A 14,692-nucleotide genomic window follows, 5' to 3' on the forward strand; every position below is an offset into this window, starting at 1 on the left:
ACCACCATGATTTCTTTACCAATCGATGCTGCCCTGCCAGCTTTGCGCCACGCCCTGGAAAACCGTCACGAAGCGGTGCTCGAGGCCCCGCCCGGCGCCGGCAAGACCACCCGTGTGCCGCTGGCGCTGTTGAATGAAACCTGGCTGGCCGGGCAGACCATCGTGATGCTGGAACCCCGCCGCCTGGCCGCACGCGCGGCGGCCGAACGGCTGGCCAGCGAGCTGGGTGAAAAAGTCGGCGAAACCGTGGGCTACCGCATTCGCCTGGACAGCAAGGTCGGGCCCGGTACGCGTATCGAGGTGGTCACCGAAGGTATCCTGACCCGCCGGTTGCAGGCAGACCCTGCGCTGGAGGGTGTCGGGCTGCTGATCTTCGATGAGTTTCACGAACGCAGCCTGGATGCCGACCTGGCCCTGGCGCTGAGTCTCAATGGCCGTGAACTGCTGCGCGATGATCCGCCGCTGAAAATTCTGCTGATGTCCGCAACCCTGGAGGGCGAGCGCCTGTCCCGGCTGCTCGACGACGCGCCGGTGATCAGCAGCGAAGGCCGCATGCACCCGGTTGATATTCGTTGGGGGCGGCCGTCCCAGCCTGGGGAATTCATCGAGCCACGTGTGGTGGACTGTGTGCTAGAGGCCTTGGCCGATCAGCCTGGCAGTGTGTTGGTGTTCCTGCCCGGCCAGGCTGAGATCCGCAGGGTTCACCAACGTTTGCAGGCGTCATTGGCCGAGCGCCCGGACATTCTGCTTTGCCCCTTGCATGGCGAACTCGACCTCAATGCCCAGCGTGCCGCCATCGATCCGGCGCCCCAGGGCCTGCGCAAGGTCGTGCTGGCCACGAACATCGCCGAGACCAGCCTGACCATCGACGGCGTACGCGTGGTGATCGATGCCGGCCTTGCCCGGGTACCGCGTTTCGACCCTGGCAGCAGCATGACGCGCCTGGACACCCAGCGTATCTCCCGCGCCAGTGCGACCCAACGGGCTGGCCGTGCCGGGCGCCTTGAACCGGGCGTGTGCTACCGCCTGTGGTCAGAGGCCCAGCACGATCAGTTGGCAGCACATGGCAGTGCCGAAATCCTCCAGGCAGACCTTGCTGGCCTGGCGTTGCAGCTTGGTCGATGGGGGGTTACGCCTGACCAGTTGCGCTGGCTGGACCAGCCGCCAGCGGCGGCCTATTCCCAGGCGCAAGACCTGCTCGCGCGGCTTGGCGCTTTCAAGATGGGCACCCGCGAAAACCTCAGTGAACACGGCCAGGCCATGGCCGAGCTTCCGGCCCACCCGCGTATCGCTCATCTGCTGCTGCGCGGCCATGACCTGGGCTTGGCCGCGATGGCCTGCGATGTCGCCGCCTTGTTGGGCGAGCGCGACATCCAGCGCGCAGGTGGCGCCGACCTGCATAGCCGGCTGGCACTGATCAGCGGTGACAGCAAGGTCAGCCGTGACGGCCAGGGCAGTGTGCAGCGTGCCCGACAGTTGGCCCGCCAGTACCGGGGGCTGCTGCGCGGCAAGGCCAGCTCAGCGGTTGCCGATCCCGAGCATCCACGCTGGCTCGGCGCCCTGCTGGCGTTGGCTTATCCCGACCGTGTTGCCCAGCAACGTCGCGAAGGCGGGGCCGAGTATCGCCTGGCCAACGGCCGTGCTGCCTTGTTCGCCGAGGCCGATGCACTGATGAAATGCCCGTGGTTGGTCATCGCCGACCTGGGCAGCCGCCAGGGGCAGCGGGAGGAGCGGATTTACCTGGCTGCCGAATTCGACCCGGCACTGCTCGACGAGGTGCTGGCCGAGCAGGTCGAGCGTGTCGACATTCTCGACTGGGACGAGCGCGAGCAGGTGTTGCGTGCCGAGCGTCAGACCAAGGTCGGCGAATTGGTACTTAGCCGTGAACCGCTGCCTGGGCTCAATGATGAGGCCCGCGCCAAGGCACTGCTGGGCCTGGTGCGGCGCAAAGGCCTGAACCTGCTGAGCTGGACGCCAGAGTTGCGCCAGTGGCAGGCGCGCATAGCGCTGTTGCGCCAGCTTGACCTGGAAAAAGACGGCCATAGCGAGTGGCCGGACCTAAGCGACGAGGCGCTGCTGGCCAGCCTGGAGCACTGGCTGCAGCCTTATCTGGGCAAGGTGTCGCGGCTGAGCCATTTCGCCGCTCTGGACCTGCCGTCGATCTTGCGTAACCTGTTGCCCTGGCCGCTGCCCCAGCGCCTGGACGAATGGGCGCCAGCGCACCTGGCTGTGCCATCAGGGTCGAGTATCCGCCTCGACTACAGTGAAAACCCGCCAATCCTCGCCGTGCGCCTGCAAGAGCTGTTCGGCCTGGCTGACACGCCGCGCATCGCCCAAGGTCGCCAGCAGGTCAAGCTGCACCTGCTGTCGCCAGCACGGCGGCCGGTGCAGGTTACACAGGACCTGGCCAACTTCTGGCGCACCACCTATGCAGAGGTGAAGAAGGACCTCAAGGGTAGATACCCCAAGCATTACTGGCCCGACGACCCGCTTGTGGCTGAGGCAACCGCGCGGGCCAAACCGCGCGGTACCTGAACGCCCTGCTTTCAGGTGCCCTGCTGGCGAAACAGGTACCGCATGTCGCCGTTTGTTTAACGTCAGGATGATGGCTCTTTAGTGTCGCCAGCTTTTTCGCATCGCCGTCTTGCTTTCGAAGGATCGAGCATGTTTTCCCCCTCTGTGGCTCAGCGTGTCTTTGGCTGGCTGCTGTGTGCCTGGCTCGTCACCTGTGTCCACGTGGCCAGTGCGGCGCCGCTCAGCACCCCAGGCGACGGATGGCAAGAACAGCAGCGGCGGTGGGGCCGTTGGTATCAGTATCGGTGTGGGTTCCAGCAACGCGGGTCTCAGCATCTTCGCCAGTGGCAACAAGGGTGTTGGTAACGAGAAAGGCAATGGCACGACCTGGACCGAAACCACGCTGGACGCCGGCAATGAGGCGACCCTCCTCAGCGGGCGTGATACTGCGCTCAAAGGCGCGCAAGTCAACGCCGCGAAGATCACCGGCGACGTGGGGCGTGACCTGACGCTGCAAAGCCTGCAGGACACCGACAATTACAAGTCCAAGCAAACCAATGTCAGCGGTGGCTTGAGCGTCACCATCATCGGTGCGGGCGGAGCGAGCGGCAGTCTCAGCGTCAGCAAGAATAAACTCGACTCCAATTATCAGAGCGTGCAGGAACAGACCGGGCTGTTCGCCGGTAAGGGTGGTTACCAGATCGATGTTGGCAAGCACACGCAGCTCGATGGCAGTGTCATTGCGAGCACCGCGCAGGCCGACAAAAATCGCCTGAGCACCGGTACCTTGGGCTGGAGCGATATCGAGAACCAGGCCCAGTTCAAAAGCCAGATGGCCAGTGCCAGCGTCAGTAGCGGCAACGGTGCTTCGTCGGGTTTCACCAGCAACATGCCAAGCGGCACGCTGATCGCCTACAACCACGATGGCAGTGCCAGCGGTACCACATCCTCGGCCATTTCCGAAGGCACTCTGGAAATCCGCGACCCGGGCCAGCAGAAGCAGGATGTCGCTAGCCTCAGTCATGACGCCGAGCATGCCAATGGCAGCATCAGCCCGATCTTCGATAAAGAGAAAGAGCGACGGCGCTTGCAGCAAGTGCAGCTGATTGGCGAGATTGGCACCCAGGTTTCGGACATCGTCCGCACCGAGGGCCAGCTCAAGGCCGACAAAGAGGCGCGTGCGGAACTTGAGGCGGGCGGGATCCAAGCACCGGGTGAAGGGGCGAGCGAACAGGACCGCAAGAACTATCAAGAGAAGCTGGTCGCTACCGATGCTTACCAGCGGATCATGGGCAAGTACGGCACCAGTGGTGATTACCAGCGCGTGACTCAGGCGGTGACAGCGGCACTGCAAGGGCTGGCAGGTGGTGATATTGGTTCGGCGCTGGCAGGCGCATCGGCGCCTTACCTTGCGCAGGTGATCAAGAAATCCACTGGCGACAATGAGGCACTCAACGTCATGGCCCACGCCGTGCTGGGTGCCGTCGTCGCCCAAACGCAGGGCAATTCGGCGGTAGCCGGCGCAGCTGGTGCGGCTGGAGGAGAACTGGCTGCACGCCTGATCACCCAGCAATTGTATGGCACCAGCGACAGCAACGCTCTCAGTGAGGAGCAGAAGCAGACCGTCTCAGCGCTGTCGACGCTGGCTGCCGGGCTTTCCGGTGGGCTGGTGGAAGGCAACAGCGCGGCGGCCATTGCAGGTGCTGGCGCGGGCCGCAATGCGGTTGAAAACAACCTGTTGGCGAACAAGTACGGCATTGAACGCCTGGATACAGCCAGCCGGGCGCTGTATGAAAAGCTCAAGGCTGCTGGCATTGGCAGTGTTGATGAGCTGCATGAGCGGTTCAAAGCCTGTGGAGGCAATGGCGACTGCGAGACTGGTATTCGTGATGCGTACCGGCAGCAGGATAAACAGGCTGGGGAAAAGCTCGTTGAGCTGTACCAGAGCGGCAGGCTGAGCAAAGCGGAATACGACCTTCTGGTAACGGATTACGCCCTTGCGATGATGAAAGGGGCCGTGGATGCGCAGAAGAGCGACCCGGACGCGAGCTTCCTTGATGTGTATGCGCTGTCGGGCGCGGATTGGTCGCCGATGGGCGTGCTCGCGAACCAGTATGTGAAGGCGATCAGATCGAGTGAGCTGATTGCGCAATGGACGCAGCAAGGGTTAAGTGAAGAGCAAATCAATGAGCGGGCCCGTCAGGATGGGTTGCTCGGCTCGACGTTGGCGCCAGTGGATGTGCCAGGGATCATCAAGCTTGTCGATGAAGGTGCTACGCGTGAGAATGTCGTACAGTTAGCGACGGCTTTGATTTTAGGTAAGGTTGCTAGTGGTCCAAAAGCAACTGGTCAGGTTATACCTGACGTAATTAGCCCTACTTATCGAGAGCTACAGGGGTTAAATAAAGGATTCCAAGCGCATCACACCTTGCCTCAATATTTAGGCAAGATGCTGGGGTATACGAAGAATGACATGCTGGATCATCCTGCGACTCTAATTACCCAGTACTCCCATACTGGGAAGGTGAACCCTGATGCGATGCATAAGGCTATAAGTAAGTATTTGCCTCCCATGGTAGGGGGGTAAGCCGGCTACGTATACTCCTGAGCAAATAAGCTCCGGGTTGCAGAAAGCCTACGGCGATATAGGACGGCCCGAATTGTTTGATTCAATCAAACATCTGATTAAATAGGTATATGAATATGGCTGATAAACAAGTTTATGAATTGGCTATTGATGACCTTGCTTATTTTGGTATTTGGTACTTTCCCATGGATGAGTCTGTAGAAGATGAGCTGACAGTCCGCCCTCTCCTTGAGAAGGAGGCTTGTGTTGACGCTCAAATAATTGTTCGGGCTAGTTTTGTTGGGGCGGATGGTTCTGGTTACTTAGGCTATCTGTACTGGGATGATAGTGGGAAAGTTGAGTACTTAAAGCCCGTTATTCTTCTTGAAGATGGCTCCTCTGTTACATTCTGGAACGGGATGGTTAAGCCCTCTTGGGGGGACTATTCTGCAAGGGCTCAAGAGCTGAGGGTAGTTTTACCTATTTCATATATTTCAGATCCTCTTCTCGAACTGCCTCAAGTTTCAGGGAGGCTTGAGGGGCTATATTATTTAGATGAAGATCAGATTTCTTGGATAAGTTAATAAAGAGGTGGCAGGTTTTTTCTTTATTCTAAAGGCGGGTGGTAGGGACGCGATTATCCTTATCTCGTCTAATCTCTTGATAGACTCTGCATATACAAAAATAGCCCCAGCAGTGCCGGGGCTATTTATTTCACTCCGCCGTAATCACCAAACAGCCCTGCATAACCCGATTCCGTATCTTCTCGTTGACCTCGAACCCAGCCCGTTGCAGCCACAGGCCGCGCAGCGTGATGCCGGGGATGGTGCGGTCGCTGGCGTGGGATCGTTCCGCCAATGGCGGGTAGTAATCGGCGGCGACGGTGGCGAAACGTTCAGTCCTGCAGCGAAAAAGGGGACAGATTTAGTTAATTAGCCCCGATGACTGTTCCAGTCAGGCTGGCAGCAGCCGTTTTGCATCATCGGCGCATTATTCTTGCCTCATGCCTGCATCACGCCGTCCGAACTGCTTTCTTTTGTGCTATCTGGCTGCTATCTATCGGCTATCTGTTGCTATCTCTCAACTATCGGGCTGCTATCTTTCTGCTACTTCTCGGCTAATGCTGCCAGCGCTCAGGCCGCTGGCGAAGGACTTGACCCTCTGGCCGGCGGCTCCCCTTAAATCGGTGCGGTTTTCACGCTGTTTGCCGGCCCTTAAACCCCAGCCATTTTGCTACACCATACGCACCTTGCCGGTGCCGCCAATTCTGCCTGGATACCGATGTGCTGGAGTGGTTCAAGGGGCCAGGGCGCGGGCTACCAGACGCGCATCAACCAACTGCTACGCCGCTACGGGCAGGCCCAACAGAGCCGCCCGCCACGGTGATGAACCTACTGGACCGGACGCCCCCTGGTAGCTGACGACCAAGGCTCAGGCAGCCTGCTGGAGGAGGAACGTGAGCGTTTCGCCCTCTTTCGTGTTGATCAGGTACATGGGATGCCTGCTGTGATGAGGGGTGTCCGCGATCGCGCCGGCACGGTAGCCCTGGTGATCACGCAGGTAGCAGATCAAGCCATGTTCCGTGAGCTCCAGCGGTTCGATCTTCCAGTAATCGGTGACTTCTGCCCGCTGGTAGAAGCCCAGGTATCCGTTCAGGCTCAGGCCAAGCTTTTTGGGGGGCTGTGCCGGGCCGCTGAGGCTGATGTGATGGTGCAGACGGTCTTGCGTGCTCGAGTCGAAGGTGAAGTCCAGGCGTATGGAGGCCTGGTCGCCCCCAGCCATGAGCCAGTCGTCCTGCGGTGTGATCCCCCAGTGCCATTTGTCGCGGCGGGTGCTCAAGCGAAGGGGGACATACCTGTCGGTGGCCATTGCGTACAGATGGCCACTGAACGACCTGGCGTACCTGCTCTGAATTTCCGGGTCCATGTGCGAACCTCCAAGGTGGGTGGGATCGGCACCTTAATCTCCCGGGCAGGCCACGCTGGAGTCTGAACGCTTTCCTTCAGGTGTCGCTCTTGCTCTCCAGCAGCATGAACAGGCGGTACAGCACCACGGTGCTGAACAACTGCAGGAAGCCGAGCAGGCTGGCCGTGGCCAGCTCCAAGGCGGGAGCCGGCTCGGGGAAGGCAATCAGCAGCAGCCCGTCGATCAGCCAGATCGGTGCCAGCACCCCAAACACGCAGAGCATGATGCGCATGAAATGCCCAGTGGTCATGCGTGCGCTTTCGCGCATCGATTGCACCACCGGCAGGCCGCGCAGCACTAGCAGGTACTCGGCGAACACCAGGTTGATCATGATCCAGACCCCCGGGAAGACCAGCAGCATCAGCCCCGCCAAGATCAGTAGCGAGCTGATCATGATCAGCAGTGCCATCTGCGGCCATAGCTGCATGGCGCGGGCAAACAGCTCACGCTTGGGGATGTCCTGGCCGTTGCTGCGGGTATCGAGGTAAAGAATCAGCGCTGCACTGTAAAGCGGATAGAACAGCAGGCTCACCAGCATGCTGTAGGACAGTGAGGCCTGGTCGCCCAGTTGCCGCATCATCAGTTGGGTCACCAGGGCTTCGAGTACGATCAGCGGCAAGCACAGCGCAATGATGTTTGCCAGGTGGCGGCGGAAGAAGTACAGGGAGTCGCGAAAAACGCTCAGCGGATTCATCGGTCAACATCGCATGGCAGTAAAAGCAGGGGCCTAACTTTAGCCCAGAGCAGCCAGTTGCTGAAAAAAGTTTCACCGTGCCAGTGATTGAATCCGCTGCCTGCGCGCCCCATCTTTGACATGTCCGATGTCCCGCTTCCCATGAGGTAGCCAATGAACACTGAAGAGCAAACCCTGATCGATGGCCTGTTTGGCCGCATCAAACAAGCCGAAGACCCCAGCCAGCCGCGTGATGCCCAGGCCCAGGCGCGCATCGAGGAACACCTGCGCGAGCAGCCGGCGGCGCCTTACTACATGGCCCAGGCGATTTTGGTTCAGGAGGCTGCGCTCAAGCGCCTGGATGAGCAGAACAAGCAACTGGAAGCCGAGCTCAAGCAGGCTCGTGCCCAGGCAGAGGCTTCTCGCAACAGCAGCGCCAGCAGTGGTGGCTTCCTCTCCAGCATCTTTGGCAACAGCGGGCGTAACCCCCAGCCTGCCCAAGCATCGCAGCAGCCCCAGCGGCCTGCCGCGCCGGTCGCTTCGGCAGGCGGTTGGCGTGAGCCGAATGCACCGGGTTTCTCCCAGCCGCAGGCTGCGCAACCGGGTTTTGGCGCCGCGCCGGCTCGGGGTGGTGCCAGCAGCTTCCTTGGCGGTGCGGTGCAGACCGCTGCCGGGGTGGCCGGTGGTGTGTTGCTGGCACAAGGCATCAGCAGCCTGTTCAACCACCATTCGCAGCCTGAAGAGGTGGTCGAGGTGATCAAGGAAGAGCCGGCGCCGGCCAGTGATACCGGTGGCTGGAATGACCAGGACGCGCAGCAGCAGGTGGCCGACAACGGTGGCTGGGGCGCTGATCAAGGTGGGTACGCCGATACCGATTACGGCAGCGATGATGGCGGCTTTTTCTCGGACGACGACACCTTCGTCTGATCGCTCTGGCATACTGCTGGCATTTCCGGGGGCGCACTGCGCCTCCTCAGCCGAGGGTATGTAGTGAAGAAAATCGCACTGTTCGCCGATGTGCAGAACCTCTACTACACCGTGCGCCAGGCCCATGGCTGCCACTTCAACTACACCGCGCTGTGGTCTGAAGTCAGCCGCGAGGGTGAGATCGTCGAGGCGGTGGCCTATGCCATCGACCGCGGGGACAGCAAACAGCAGCAGTTCCAGCAGATCCTGCGCAACCTTGGTTTCGACGTGCGCCTCAAGCCGTTCATCCAGCGCAGCGATGGCTCGGCCAAGGGTGACTGGGATGTGGGGATTACCCTGGATGTGATCGATGCCGCCAGCCGTGTCGACCAGGTGGTGCTGGCTTCGGGTGATGGTGATTTCGACCTGCTGCTGGAGCGAGTGATTCAGCGCCATGGCGCCGAGGCGGTGGTCTACGGCGTGCCGGGTTTGACCGCCATGTCGCTGATAAGAGCGGCCAGCCGCTATGTGCCGATCGAAGGGCGTTTGCTGTTGAAGCATTGAGGGTTGCTGGCGCCTGAGCGCCATGCGCCGCATGCCCCTGCCATGACGCAAATTGTGCCGCCCAATTAATCCTGTTTTGTAACTTAATCTTGGCGGCGAGGCTCCCTAAACTCATTCCCCCGTAAACGGATTTCGAGTTTTGCCATGCCTGCCTTCCGCCGCTTCCCGATAGTGCTGATTGGTGCCTTCCTGGCCTTGTACCTGGTCTGGGGCTCCACCTACCTTTTCATCCGCATCGGTGTGGCGTCCTGGCCGCCGATGCTGATGGCCGGGGTGCGATTCCTTATCGCCGGGGGCCTGCTCTATGGGTTTTTGCGCTGGCGCGGGGTGCCGGCGCCGACCTGGCCGCAATGGCGTGCGGCAGGTGCGGTGGGTTTTCTGCTGCTCAGTTGCGGCAATGGTGGCGTAACGGTTGCAGAGCATGCTGGCGTTGCCTCTGGCGTCGCTGCGCTGGCCGTGGCCACGGTGCCGCTGTTTACCTTGGTGTTTGGCCTGCTGTTCGGCCATCGCAATTCGCGCCTGGAGTGGGCGGGCATCGTCCTGGGGCTGGTTGGCATCGGCCTGCTCAACCTGGGCTCTAACCTGCAGGCCAGCCCCATCGGGGCGGCGCTGATCCTGTTTGCGGCTGCCGCCTGGGCGTTCGGGTCGGTCTGGAGCAAGAGCCTGCCGCTGCCCCAGGGCCCCATGGCCAGTGCGGCCGAGATGCTGGTCGGTGGCGCGGTATTGTTGCTGGGCAGCGCCCTGTCGGGCGAGCGCATGACCCAGATGCCCACAGCCGCAGGCTGGGGAGCATTGGCTTATCTGGTGTTGTTCGGCTCGATCCTGGCATTCAGCGCCTACATGTACCTGCTCAAGCATGTGCGCCCGGCGGCGGCCACCAGCTATGCCTATGTCAACCCGGCGGTGGCGGTGTTGCTTGGTATCGTCTTTGCCGGTGAGCAGATCGGCGCAGAGGAATGCCTGGCGATGGCGGTGATCATCAGCGCCGTGGTGCTGATCGGCCTGCCGCAGTGGCGCAAGCCCGCGCTGCCTGCTGCATCGCTTGAAGGCGAAACCTGCAAGTAGGCCGGGGTGTTGCGGTAAACTTGCCGCCTTCGCTGAACCCCCTGACGGTATTGCCATGAATTTCGCCAAACTCGGCCTGATCGAACCGTTGCTGCGCACCCTGCAGCAACTGGACTACACCACCCCAACCCCGGTCCAGGCCCAGGCCATCCCCGCCGTGCTGGCCGGCCGCGACCTGATGGCCGCGGCGCAGACCGGCACCGGCAAGACCGCAGGCTTTGCACTGCCTGTGCTGCAGCGCCTGGCCCTGGAAGGGGAAAAGGTCGCCAGCAACTCGATCCGTGCGCTGGTGTTGGTCCCGACCCGCGAACTGGCCGAGCAGGTGCACAACAACGTGCGCGAATATGCCGAAAACCTGCCGCTGAGCACCTACGCTGTGTATGGCGGGGTCAGCATCAACCCGCAGATGATGCGCCTGCGTCGTGGCGTCGACCTGCTGGTGGCTACCCCGGGGCGCCTGCTCGACCTGTTCCGCCAGAACGCGGTGAAGTTCAACCAGGTGCAAACCCTGGTGCTGGACGAAGCTGACCGCATGCTCGACCTGGGTTTTGCCGAAGAGCTGCAGTCGGTGTACGCGGCACTGCCGCGCAAGCGCCAGACGCTGCTGTTCTCCGCCACCTTCTCCGACCAGATCCGCATGCTGGCAGGGCTGGCGCTCAATGACCCGCTGAGCATCGAGGTCAGCCCCCGCAACGCTGCTGCCACCACGGTCAAGCAATGGCTGGTGCCGGTGGACAAGAAGCGCAAGGTCGACCTGTTCTGCCATCTGCTGCGCAAGCAGCGCTGGACACAGGTACTGGTGTTCGCCAAGACGCGCAACGGCGTTGACCAACTGGTGGAACGGCTGCTGGGCGAGGGGGTGAACGCCGACGGCATTCACGGCGACCGCCCGCAAGCTACGCGCCAGCGCGCGCTGGACAGCTTCAAGGCCCGTGAGGTCCAGGTACTGGTCGCCACCGACGTCGCCGCCCGCGGCCTGGACATCGACGACCTGCCGTTGGTGGTCAACCTCGACCTGCCGATCGTCGCCGAGGATTATGTGCACCGTATTGGCCGCACCGGGCGTGCGGGTAACAAGGGCGAGGCAATCTCGCTGGTGTGCGCTGATGAAGTGCAGCAGTTGGCTACGATCGAGACGCTGATTCGCCAGACCTTGCCGCGCCACGAAGAACCGGACTTCATCCCCGATCACCGGGTGCCGATGACCGATGCCAGTGGCCAGGTGATCAAGAAGCCGAAAAAGCCCAAGAAGCCGAAAGAGAACAGTGCCAAGCGCGGGCTGGGGCGCTGGATGGACAGTGGCGACGAGGCTCCGGTCAAGGCGGTGCGCAAAGTGCCGAGCTTCAACACCGGCCCGAAAAAGCGCAAGCCCTGAGGTATTGGGGCCGCCAAGCGGCCCCGCACCCTGTCAGGCAGAACGCGCCAGCCACTCGGCCGCCGCCCGCCCGGCCCGCAACCCACTGGCAAAGCACGCCGTCAACAGGTACCCCCCGGTCGGCGCTTCCCAGTCCAGCATCTCGCCGGCGCAGAACACCCCGGGCATACCCTTGAGCATCAAACCCTCATCCAGCCCCTCGAAGCGCACGCCACCGGCACTGCTGATCGCCTCGTCCAGCGGCCGGGTGCGTACCAGCGTGATCGGCAGTGCCTTGATCGCTCGCGCCAGCGCAGCCATATCGGCAAACGTCGCCTGATCGGTCAGTTCACGCAGCAGTGCCGCCTTCACCCCGTCGATGCCCAGCTGGCTATGCAGGTGCTTGGCCATCGACCGTGAACCGCGCGGTTTGGCCAGGGCCTGGGCAATTTTGTCCACAGGCTTGTCCGGCAGCAGGTCGAGCAGCAGCGTTGCCTGGCCTTTCTGGTTGATGGCTTCGCGCAGCGGTGCCGACCAGGCATACACCAGGCTGCCTTCGACCCCCTGTGCGGTGAGGATGAACTCGCCTTTGCGCGGCGCCTTACCGGGTACGCTCAGGGCAATGTTCTTTAGCGGCGCGCCGGCGAACTTGTCCTTGAGCAGCGCACTCCAGCCTGCCACTTCAAAACCGCAGTTGCTCGCCTGCAGCGGTGAGATATCCACAGCCCGCTCGGCCAGCAGGGGCTGCCAGGCGCCATCCGAGCCAAGCCTGGCCCAGCTGCCACCACCCAACGCCAGTACCAGCACGTCGGCCTTGATGTTCAATTCACCCTGTGGATAACCGAGCCGCAGGGTGCCATCGAGATTCCACCCTAGCCAGCGGTGGCGGGTGTGGATAACTACCCCACGGTCGCGCAGGCGCTTGAGCCAGGCGCGCAGCAACGGCGCGGCCTTCATGTCGGTGGGGAACACCCGTCCCGAGGTGCCGACGAAGGTTTCGATGCCCAGGCCGTGAATCCACTGGCGCAGGGCATCGGCATCGAAGTCCTGCAGCAGCCGGCCAATCGCGTCCTGGCGCTCGGCATACCGAGCAACGAACTGTGGATAAGGTTCCGAGTGGGTGATGTTCATGCCGCCGACACCTGCCAGCAGAAACTTGCGACCCACCGATGGCATGGCGTCGAACACCTGCACGGCTAGGCCTTGCTGGGCCAGCGCTTCGGCGGCCATCAAACCGGCAGGGCCCGCGCCGATGACAACGGCGAGGGGAGGGGATGCGGGGTGTAGATCGGGCATGGTGGGTGACGGGCTGTGGAAAAGTTGCCCATTCTAGCGCAGCAGGGCATAGGGAAGCACTGAACAAAAAATGATCAGCCTGCTGCAGGCCACGCGGGCATTGGGCTGCAGCCGCTTTCACTCAGCTTATCCACAAGCGGTTCCACAGTCATTGTGAACAACTGATGACCTTGGCCGCGCTGTGGTGAAGGATGCCGTGGCGCCGCGCCAGCGCTTGCCGGTCCTTGCTGTAGCCACCGCCGATCACCCCGACTACCGGGATATCCCGCCCCAGGCAGTGGCGCATGACATGTTCGTCGCGCGCAGCCAAGCCAGCATCGGTCAGCTGCAGGTAACCAAGGGCATCGTCTTTGTGCACGTCCACCCCGGCGTCATACAGCACCAGGTCGGGTTGATACAGCGGCAGCAGGTAGTTGAGCGCGTCTTCCACCACCTTCAGGTAGGCGGCATCGCCCATGCCCCGCGGCAGCGGAATGTCCCAGTCGCTTTGGGCCTTGCGCGCCGGGAAGTTTTGCTCGCAGTGCAACGACACGGTGATGGCGTCCGGGGTGTCTTGCAGGATGCGCGCGGTGCCGTCGCCCTGATGCACATCGCAATCGAAGATCAGTACCCGGTGCACCCGCCCGGCCTCGAGCAGGTAGTGGCTGATCACGGCCAGGTCATTGAAGATGCAAAAACCGGCAGGGTGGTCATGGTGGGCGTGGTGGGTACCGCCGGCCAGGTGGCAGGCAAGGCCATGCTGCAGCGCCATTTCAGCGGCCAGCAGCGAGCCGCCCACCGCACGCACGGTGCGCCGCGCCAAGGCCTCGCTCCAAGGCAAGCCCAGGCGGCGCTGGTCCTCGCGCGACAGCTCGCCGTGCATGTAACGCTCGATGTAGTCGCGGTCGTGGGCCAGGGCGAGGATGTCGTTGGGGCAGATTTCCGGGCGCAGCAACGCCTGGTCGGTGGTCAGCCCGCTCTCGACCAGGTGGTCGCGCAGCAGGCGGAACTTGTCCATGGGGAAGCGATGCTCGGGTGGAAACTCCGGGCTGTAGTCATCGTGGTAGATCAGCGGCAACGGCATGGTGGGTTCGCAATCGGGGCCAGTGCTGATCTTGCCAGTTGTTGGGTTGTGGGTAAAAGTGCTGTGCCGCGCCTACGCTTGAACCTGTAGCACGGCAAAACCGGAGCACGCCCCATGACCCCCATCCTTGAACTGGAAAGCGCCCGCCTGGCGTTGCGCCAATGGCATGACGACGACCTGCGCGAGTTCGCCGCCATGAGCGCCGACCCGCAGGTGATGCGTTATTTTCCAGCGCCCATGACGCGGCTGGAGGCGGCGGCACTGATCGGCAGGATCCGCGGCCATTTCAACGAATACGGCTTCGGCCTGTGGGCCCTGGAGCGCAAGGACAGTGGCGCCTTCATTGGCATGACCGGCCTGCTCAACGTCAACTTCGATGCGCCGTTCACCCCGGCCGTGGAAATCGGCTGGCGCCTTGCCCGGCGGCACTGGGGCCTGGGCTTTGCCAGCGAGGCGGCGTGGACCTGCCTGCGGTGTGCGTTCGCCCAGTTGCGCCTGGAGGAGGTGGTGTCGTTCACGACCGAGGCCAACCTGCCGTCGCAGAAGGTCATGCAGGCCATCGGCATGGTGCAGGACCTGCAAGGCAGCTTCGACCACCCACGCCTGCCCGAGGGGCACCCGCTGCGGCCCCACGTGCTCTACCGCATCGACCGGCCCCGCTGGGAGCAGACCCTGCGCGCTGAATGAGCGGTCATGCGCGGTGCCGATGACAAACCCTGTATCATT

Annotated in this window: 12 protein-coding genes and 2 pseudogenes; 9 read left to right on the forward strand and 5 right to left on the reverse strand. The window is 62.3% G+C overall.

From position 1 onward, the window contains the following. Positions 1-6 precede the first annotated feature (6 nt). The 3 genes and pseudogenes from hrpB to ACIPZH_RS07745 all read left to right on the forward strand — a co-directional run bounded on the left by hrpB (position 7) and on the right by ACIPZH_RS07745 (position 5,664). A complete protein-coding gene (hrpB, locus tag ACIPZH_RS07735) occupies positions 7-2,535 on the forward strand; it encodes an ATP-dependent helicase HrpB (protein ID WP_400635788.1) in 2,529 nt (842 codons plus the stop codon). Positions 2,536-2,764: 229 nt separating this feature from the next. Next, positions 2,765-5,101, forward strand: a pseudogene (locus ACIPZH_RS07740) (hemagglutinin repeat-containing protein); the annotation flags it as partial. A 116-nt stretch (positions 5,102-5,217) separates the two neighbouring features. Further along, positions 5,218-5,664: a hypothetical protein gene (locus ACIPZH_RS07745; RefSeq protein ID WP_400635790.1), complete on the forward strand. Its 447-nt coding sequence runs from the start codon at positions 5,218-5,220 to the stop codon at positions 5,662-5,664. Between the two features lie 130 nt (positions 5,665-5,794). Here the strand turns inward: ACIPZH_RS07745 and ACIPZH_RS07750 are convergent, their stop codons facing one another. Continuing rightward, entirely contained in the window at positions 5,795-5,938 is a 144-nt protein-coding gene (locus ACIPZH_RS07750) for a SymE family type I addiction module toxin (protein WP_400635792.1), read from the reverse strand. A gap of 413 nt (positions 5,939-6,351) precedes the next feature. On the opposite strand from ACIPZH_RS07750, the pseudogene ACIPZH_RS07755 reads away from it, so the two are divergent. Then, positions 6,352-6,466, forward strand: a pseudogene (locus ACIPZH_RS07755) (BrnA antitoxin family protein); the annotation flags it as partial. Between the two features lie 45 nt (positions 6,467-6,511). Here the strand turns inward: ACIPZH_RS07755 and ACIPZH_RS07760 are convergent. Both ACIPZH_RS07760 and ACIPZH_RS07765 read right to left on the reverse strand, forming a co-directional pair. Then, positions 6,512-7,006, reverse strand: a complete 495-nt coding sequence (locus ACIPZH_RS07760) for a hypothetical protein (protein ID WP_400635794.1) — start codon at positions 7,004-7,006, stop codon at positions 6,512-6,514. A 76-nt stretch (positions 7,007-7,082) separates the two neighbouring features. After that, positions 7,083-7,739, reverse strand: coding sequence for a YciC family protein (locus ACIPZH_RS07765; RefSeq protein WP_267820761.1), 657 nt, complete (start codon positions 7,737-7,739; stop codon positions 7,083-7,085). 153 nt (positions 7,740-7,892) lie between these two features. Between ACIPZH_RS07765 and ACIPZH_RS07770 the strand changes: the two genes are divergently transcribed. The 4 genes from ACIPZH_RS07770 to ACIPZH_RS07785 all read left to right on the forward strand — a co-directional run bounded on the left by ACIPZH_RS07770 (position 7,893) and on the right by ACIPZH_RS07785 (position 11,628). After that, positions 7,893-8,645 (forward strand): DUF2076 domain-containing protein, encoded by a 753-nt coding sequence (locus ACIPZH_RS07770; RefSeq protein ID WP_400635796.1) that lies wholly within the window; start codon positions 7,893-7,895, stop codon positions 8,643-8,645. 63 nt (positions 8,646-8,708) lie between these two features. Further along, positions 8,709-9,188, forward strand: coding sequence for an NYN domain-containing protein (locus tag ACIPZH_RS07775; protein WP_012312588.1), 480 nt, complete (start codon positions 8,709-8,711; stop codon positions 9,186-9,188). A gap of 144 nt (positions 9,189-9,332) precedes the next feature. After that, on the forward strand, positions 9,333-10,253 hold the full coding sequence (gene yedA, locus ACIPZH_RS07780) for a drug/metabolite exporter YedA (RefSeq protein WP_400635798.1): 921 nt from the start codon (positions 9,333-9,335) through the stop codon (positions 10,251-10,253). Positions 10,254-10,308: 55 nt separating this feature from the next. Continuing rightward, entirely contained in the window at positions 10,309-11,628 is a 1,320-nt protein-coding gene (locus ACIPZH_RS07785) for a DEAD/DEAH box helicase (RefSeq protein WP_241803891.1), read from the forward strand. A gap of 33 nt (positions 11,629-11,661) precedes the next feature. On the opposite strand, the gene ACIPZH_RS07790 is transcribed toward ACIPZH_RS07785, so the two are convergent. Continuing rightward, a complete protein-coding gene (locus ACIPZH_RS07790; RefSeq protein WP_400635800.1) occupies positions 11,662-12,903 on the reverse strand; it encodes a TIGR03862 family flavoprotein in 1,242 nt (413 codons plus the stop codon). Positions 12,904-13,051: 148 nt separating this feature from the next. Continuing rightward, positions 13,052-13,966: a histone deacetylase gene (locus ACIPZH_RS07795; protein ID WP_400628909.1), complete on the reverse strand. Its 915-nt coding sequence runs from the start codon at positions 13,964-13,966 to the stop codon at positions 13,052-13,054. 114 nt (positions 13,967-14,080) lie between these two features. Here ACIPZH_RS07795 and ACIPZH_RS07800 point away from each other — a divergent pair, with 114 nt between their 5' ends. Then, positions 14,081-14,653 (forward strand): GNAT family N-acetyltransferase, encoded by a 573-nt coding sequence (locus ACIPZH_RS07800; RefSeq protein ID WP_400635801.1) that lies wholly within the window; start codon positions 14,081-14,083, stop codon positions 14,651-14,653. The last annotated feature ends 39 nt before the right edge of the window (positions 14,654-14,692 follow it).

The organism is Pseudomonas sp. NPDC089758, from assembly GCF_044748705.1.
GTDB classification, from domain to species: Bacteria; Pseudomonadota; Gammaproteobacteria; order Pseudomonadales; family Pseudomonadaceae; genus Aquipseudomonas; species Aquipseudomonas putida_X.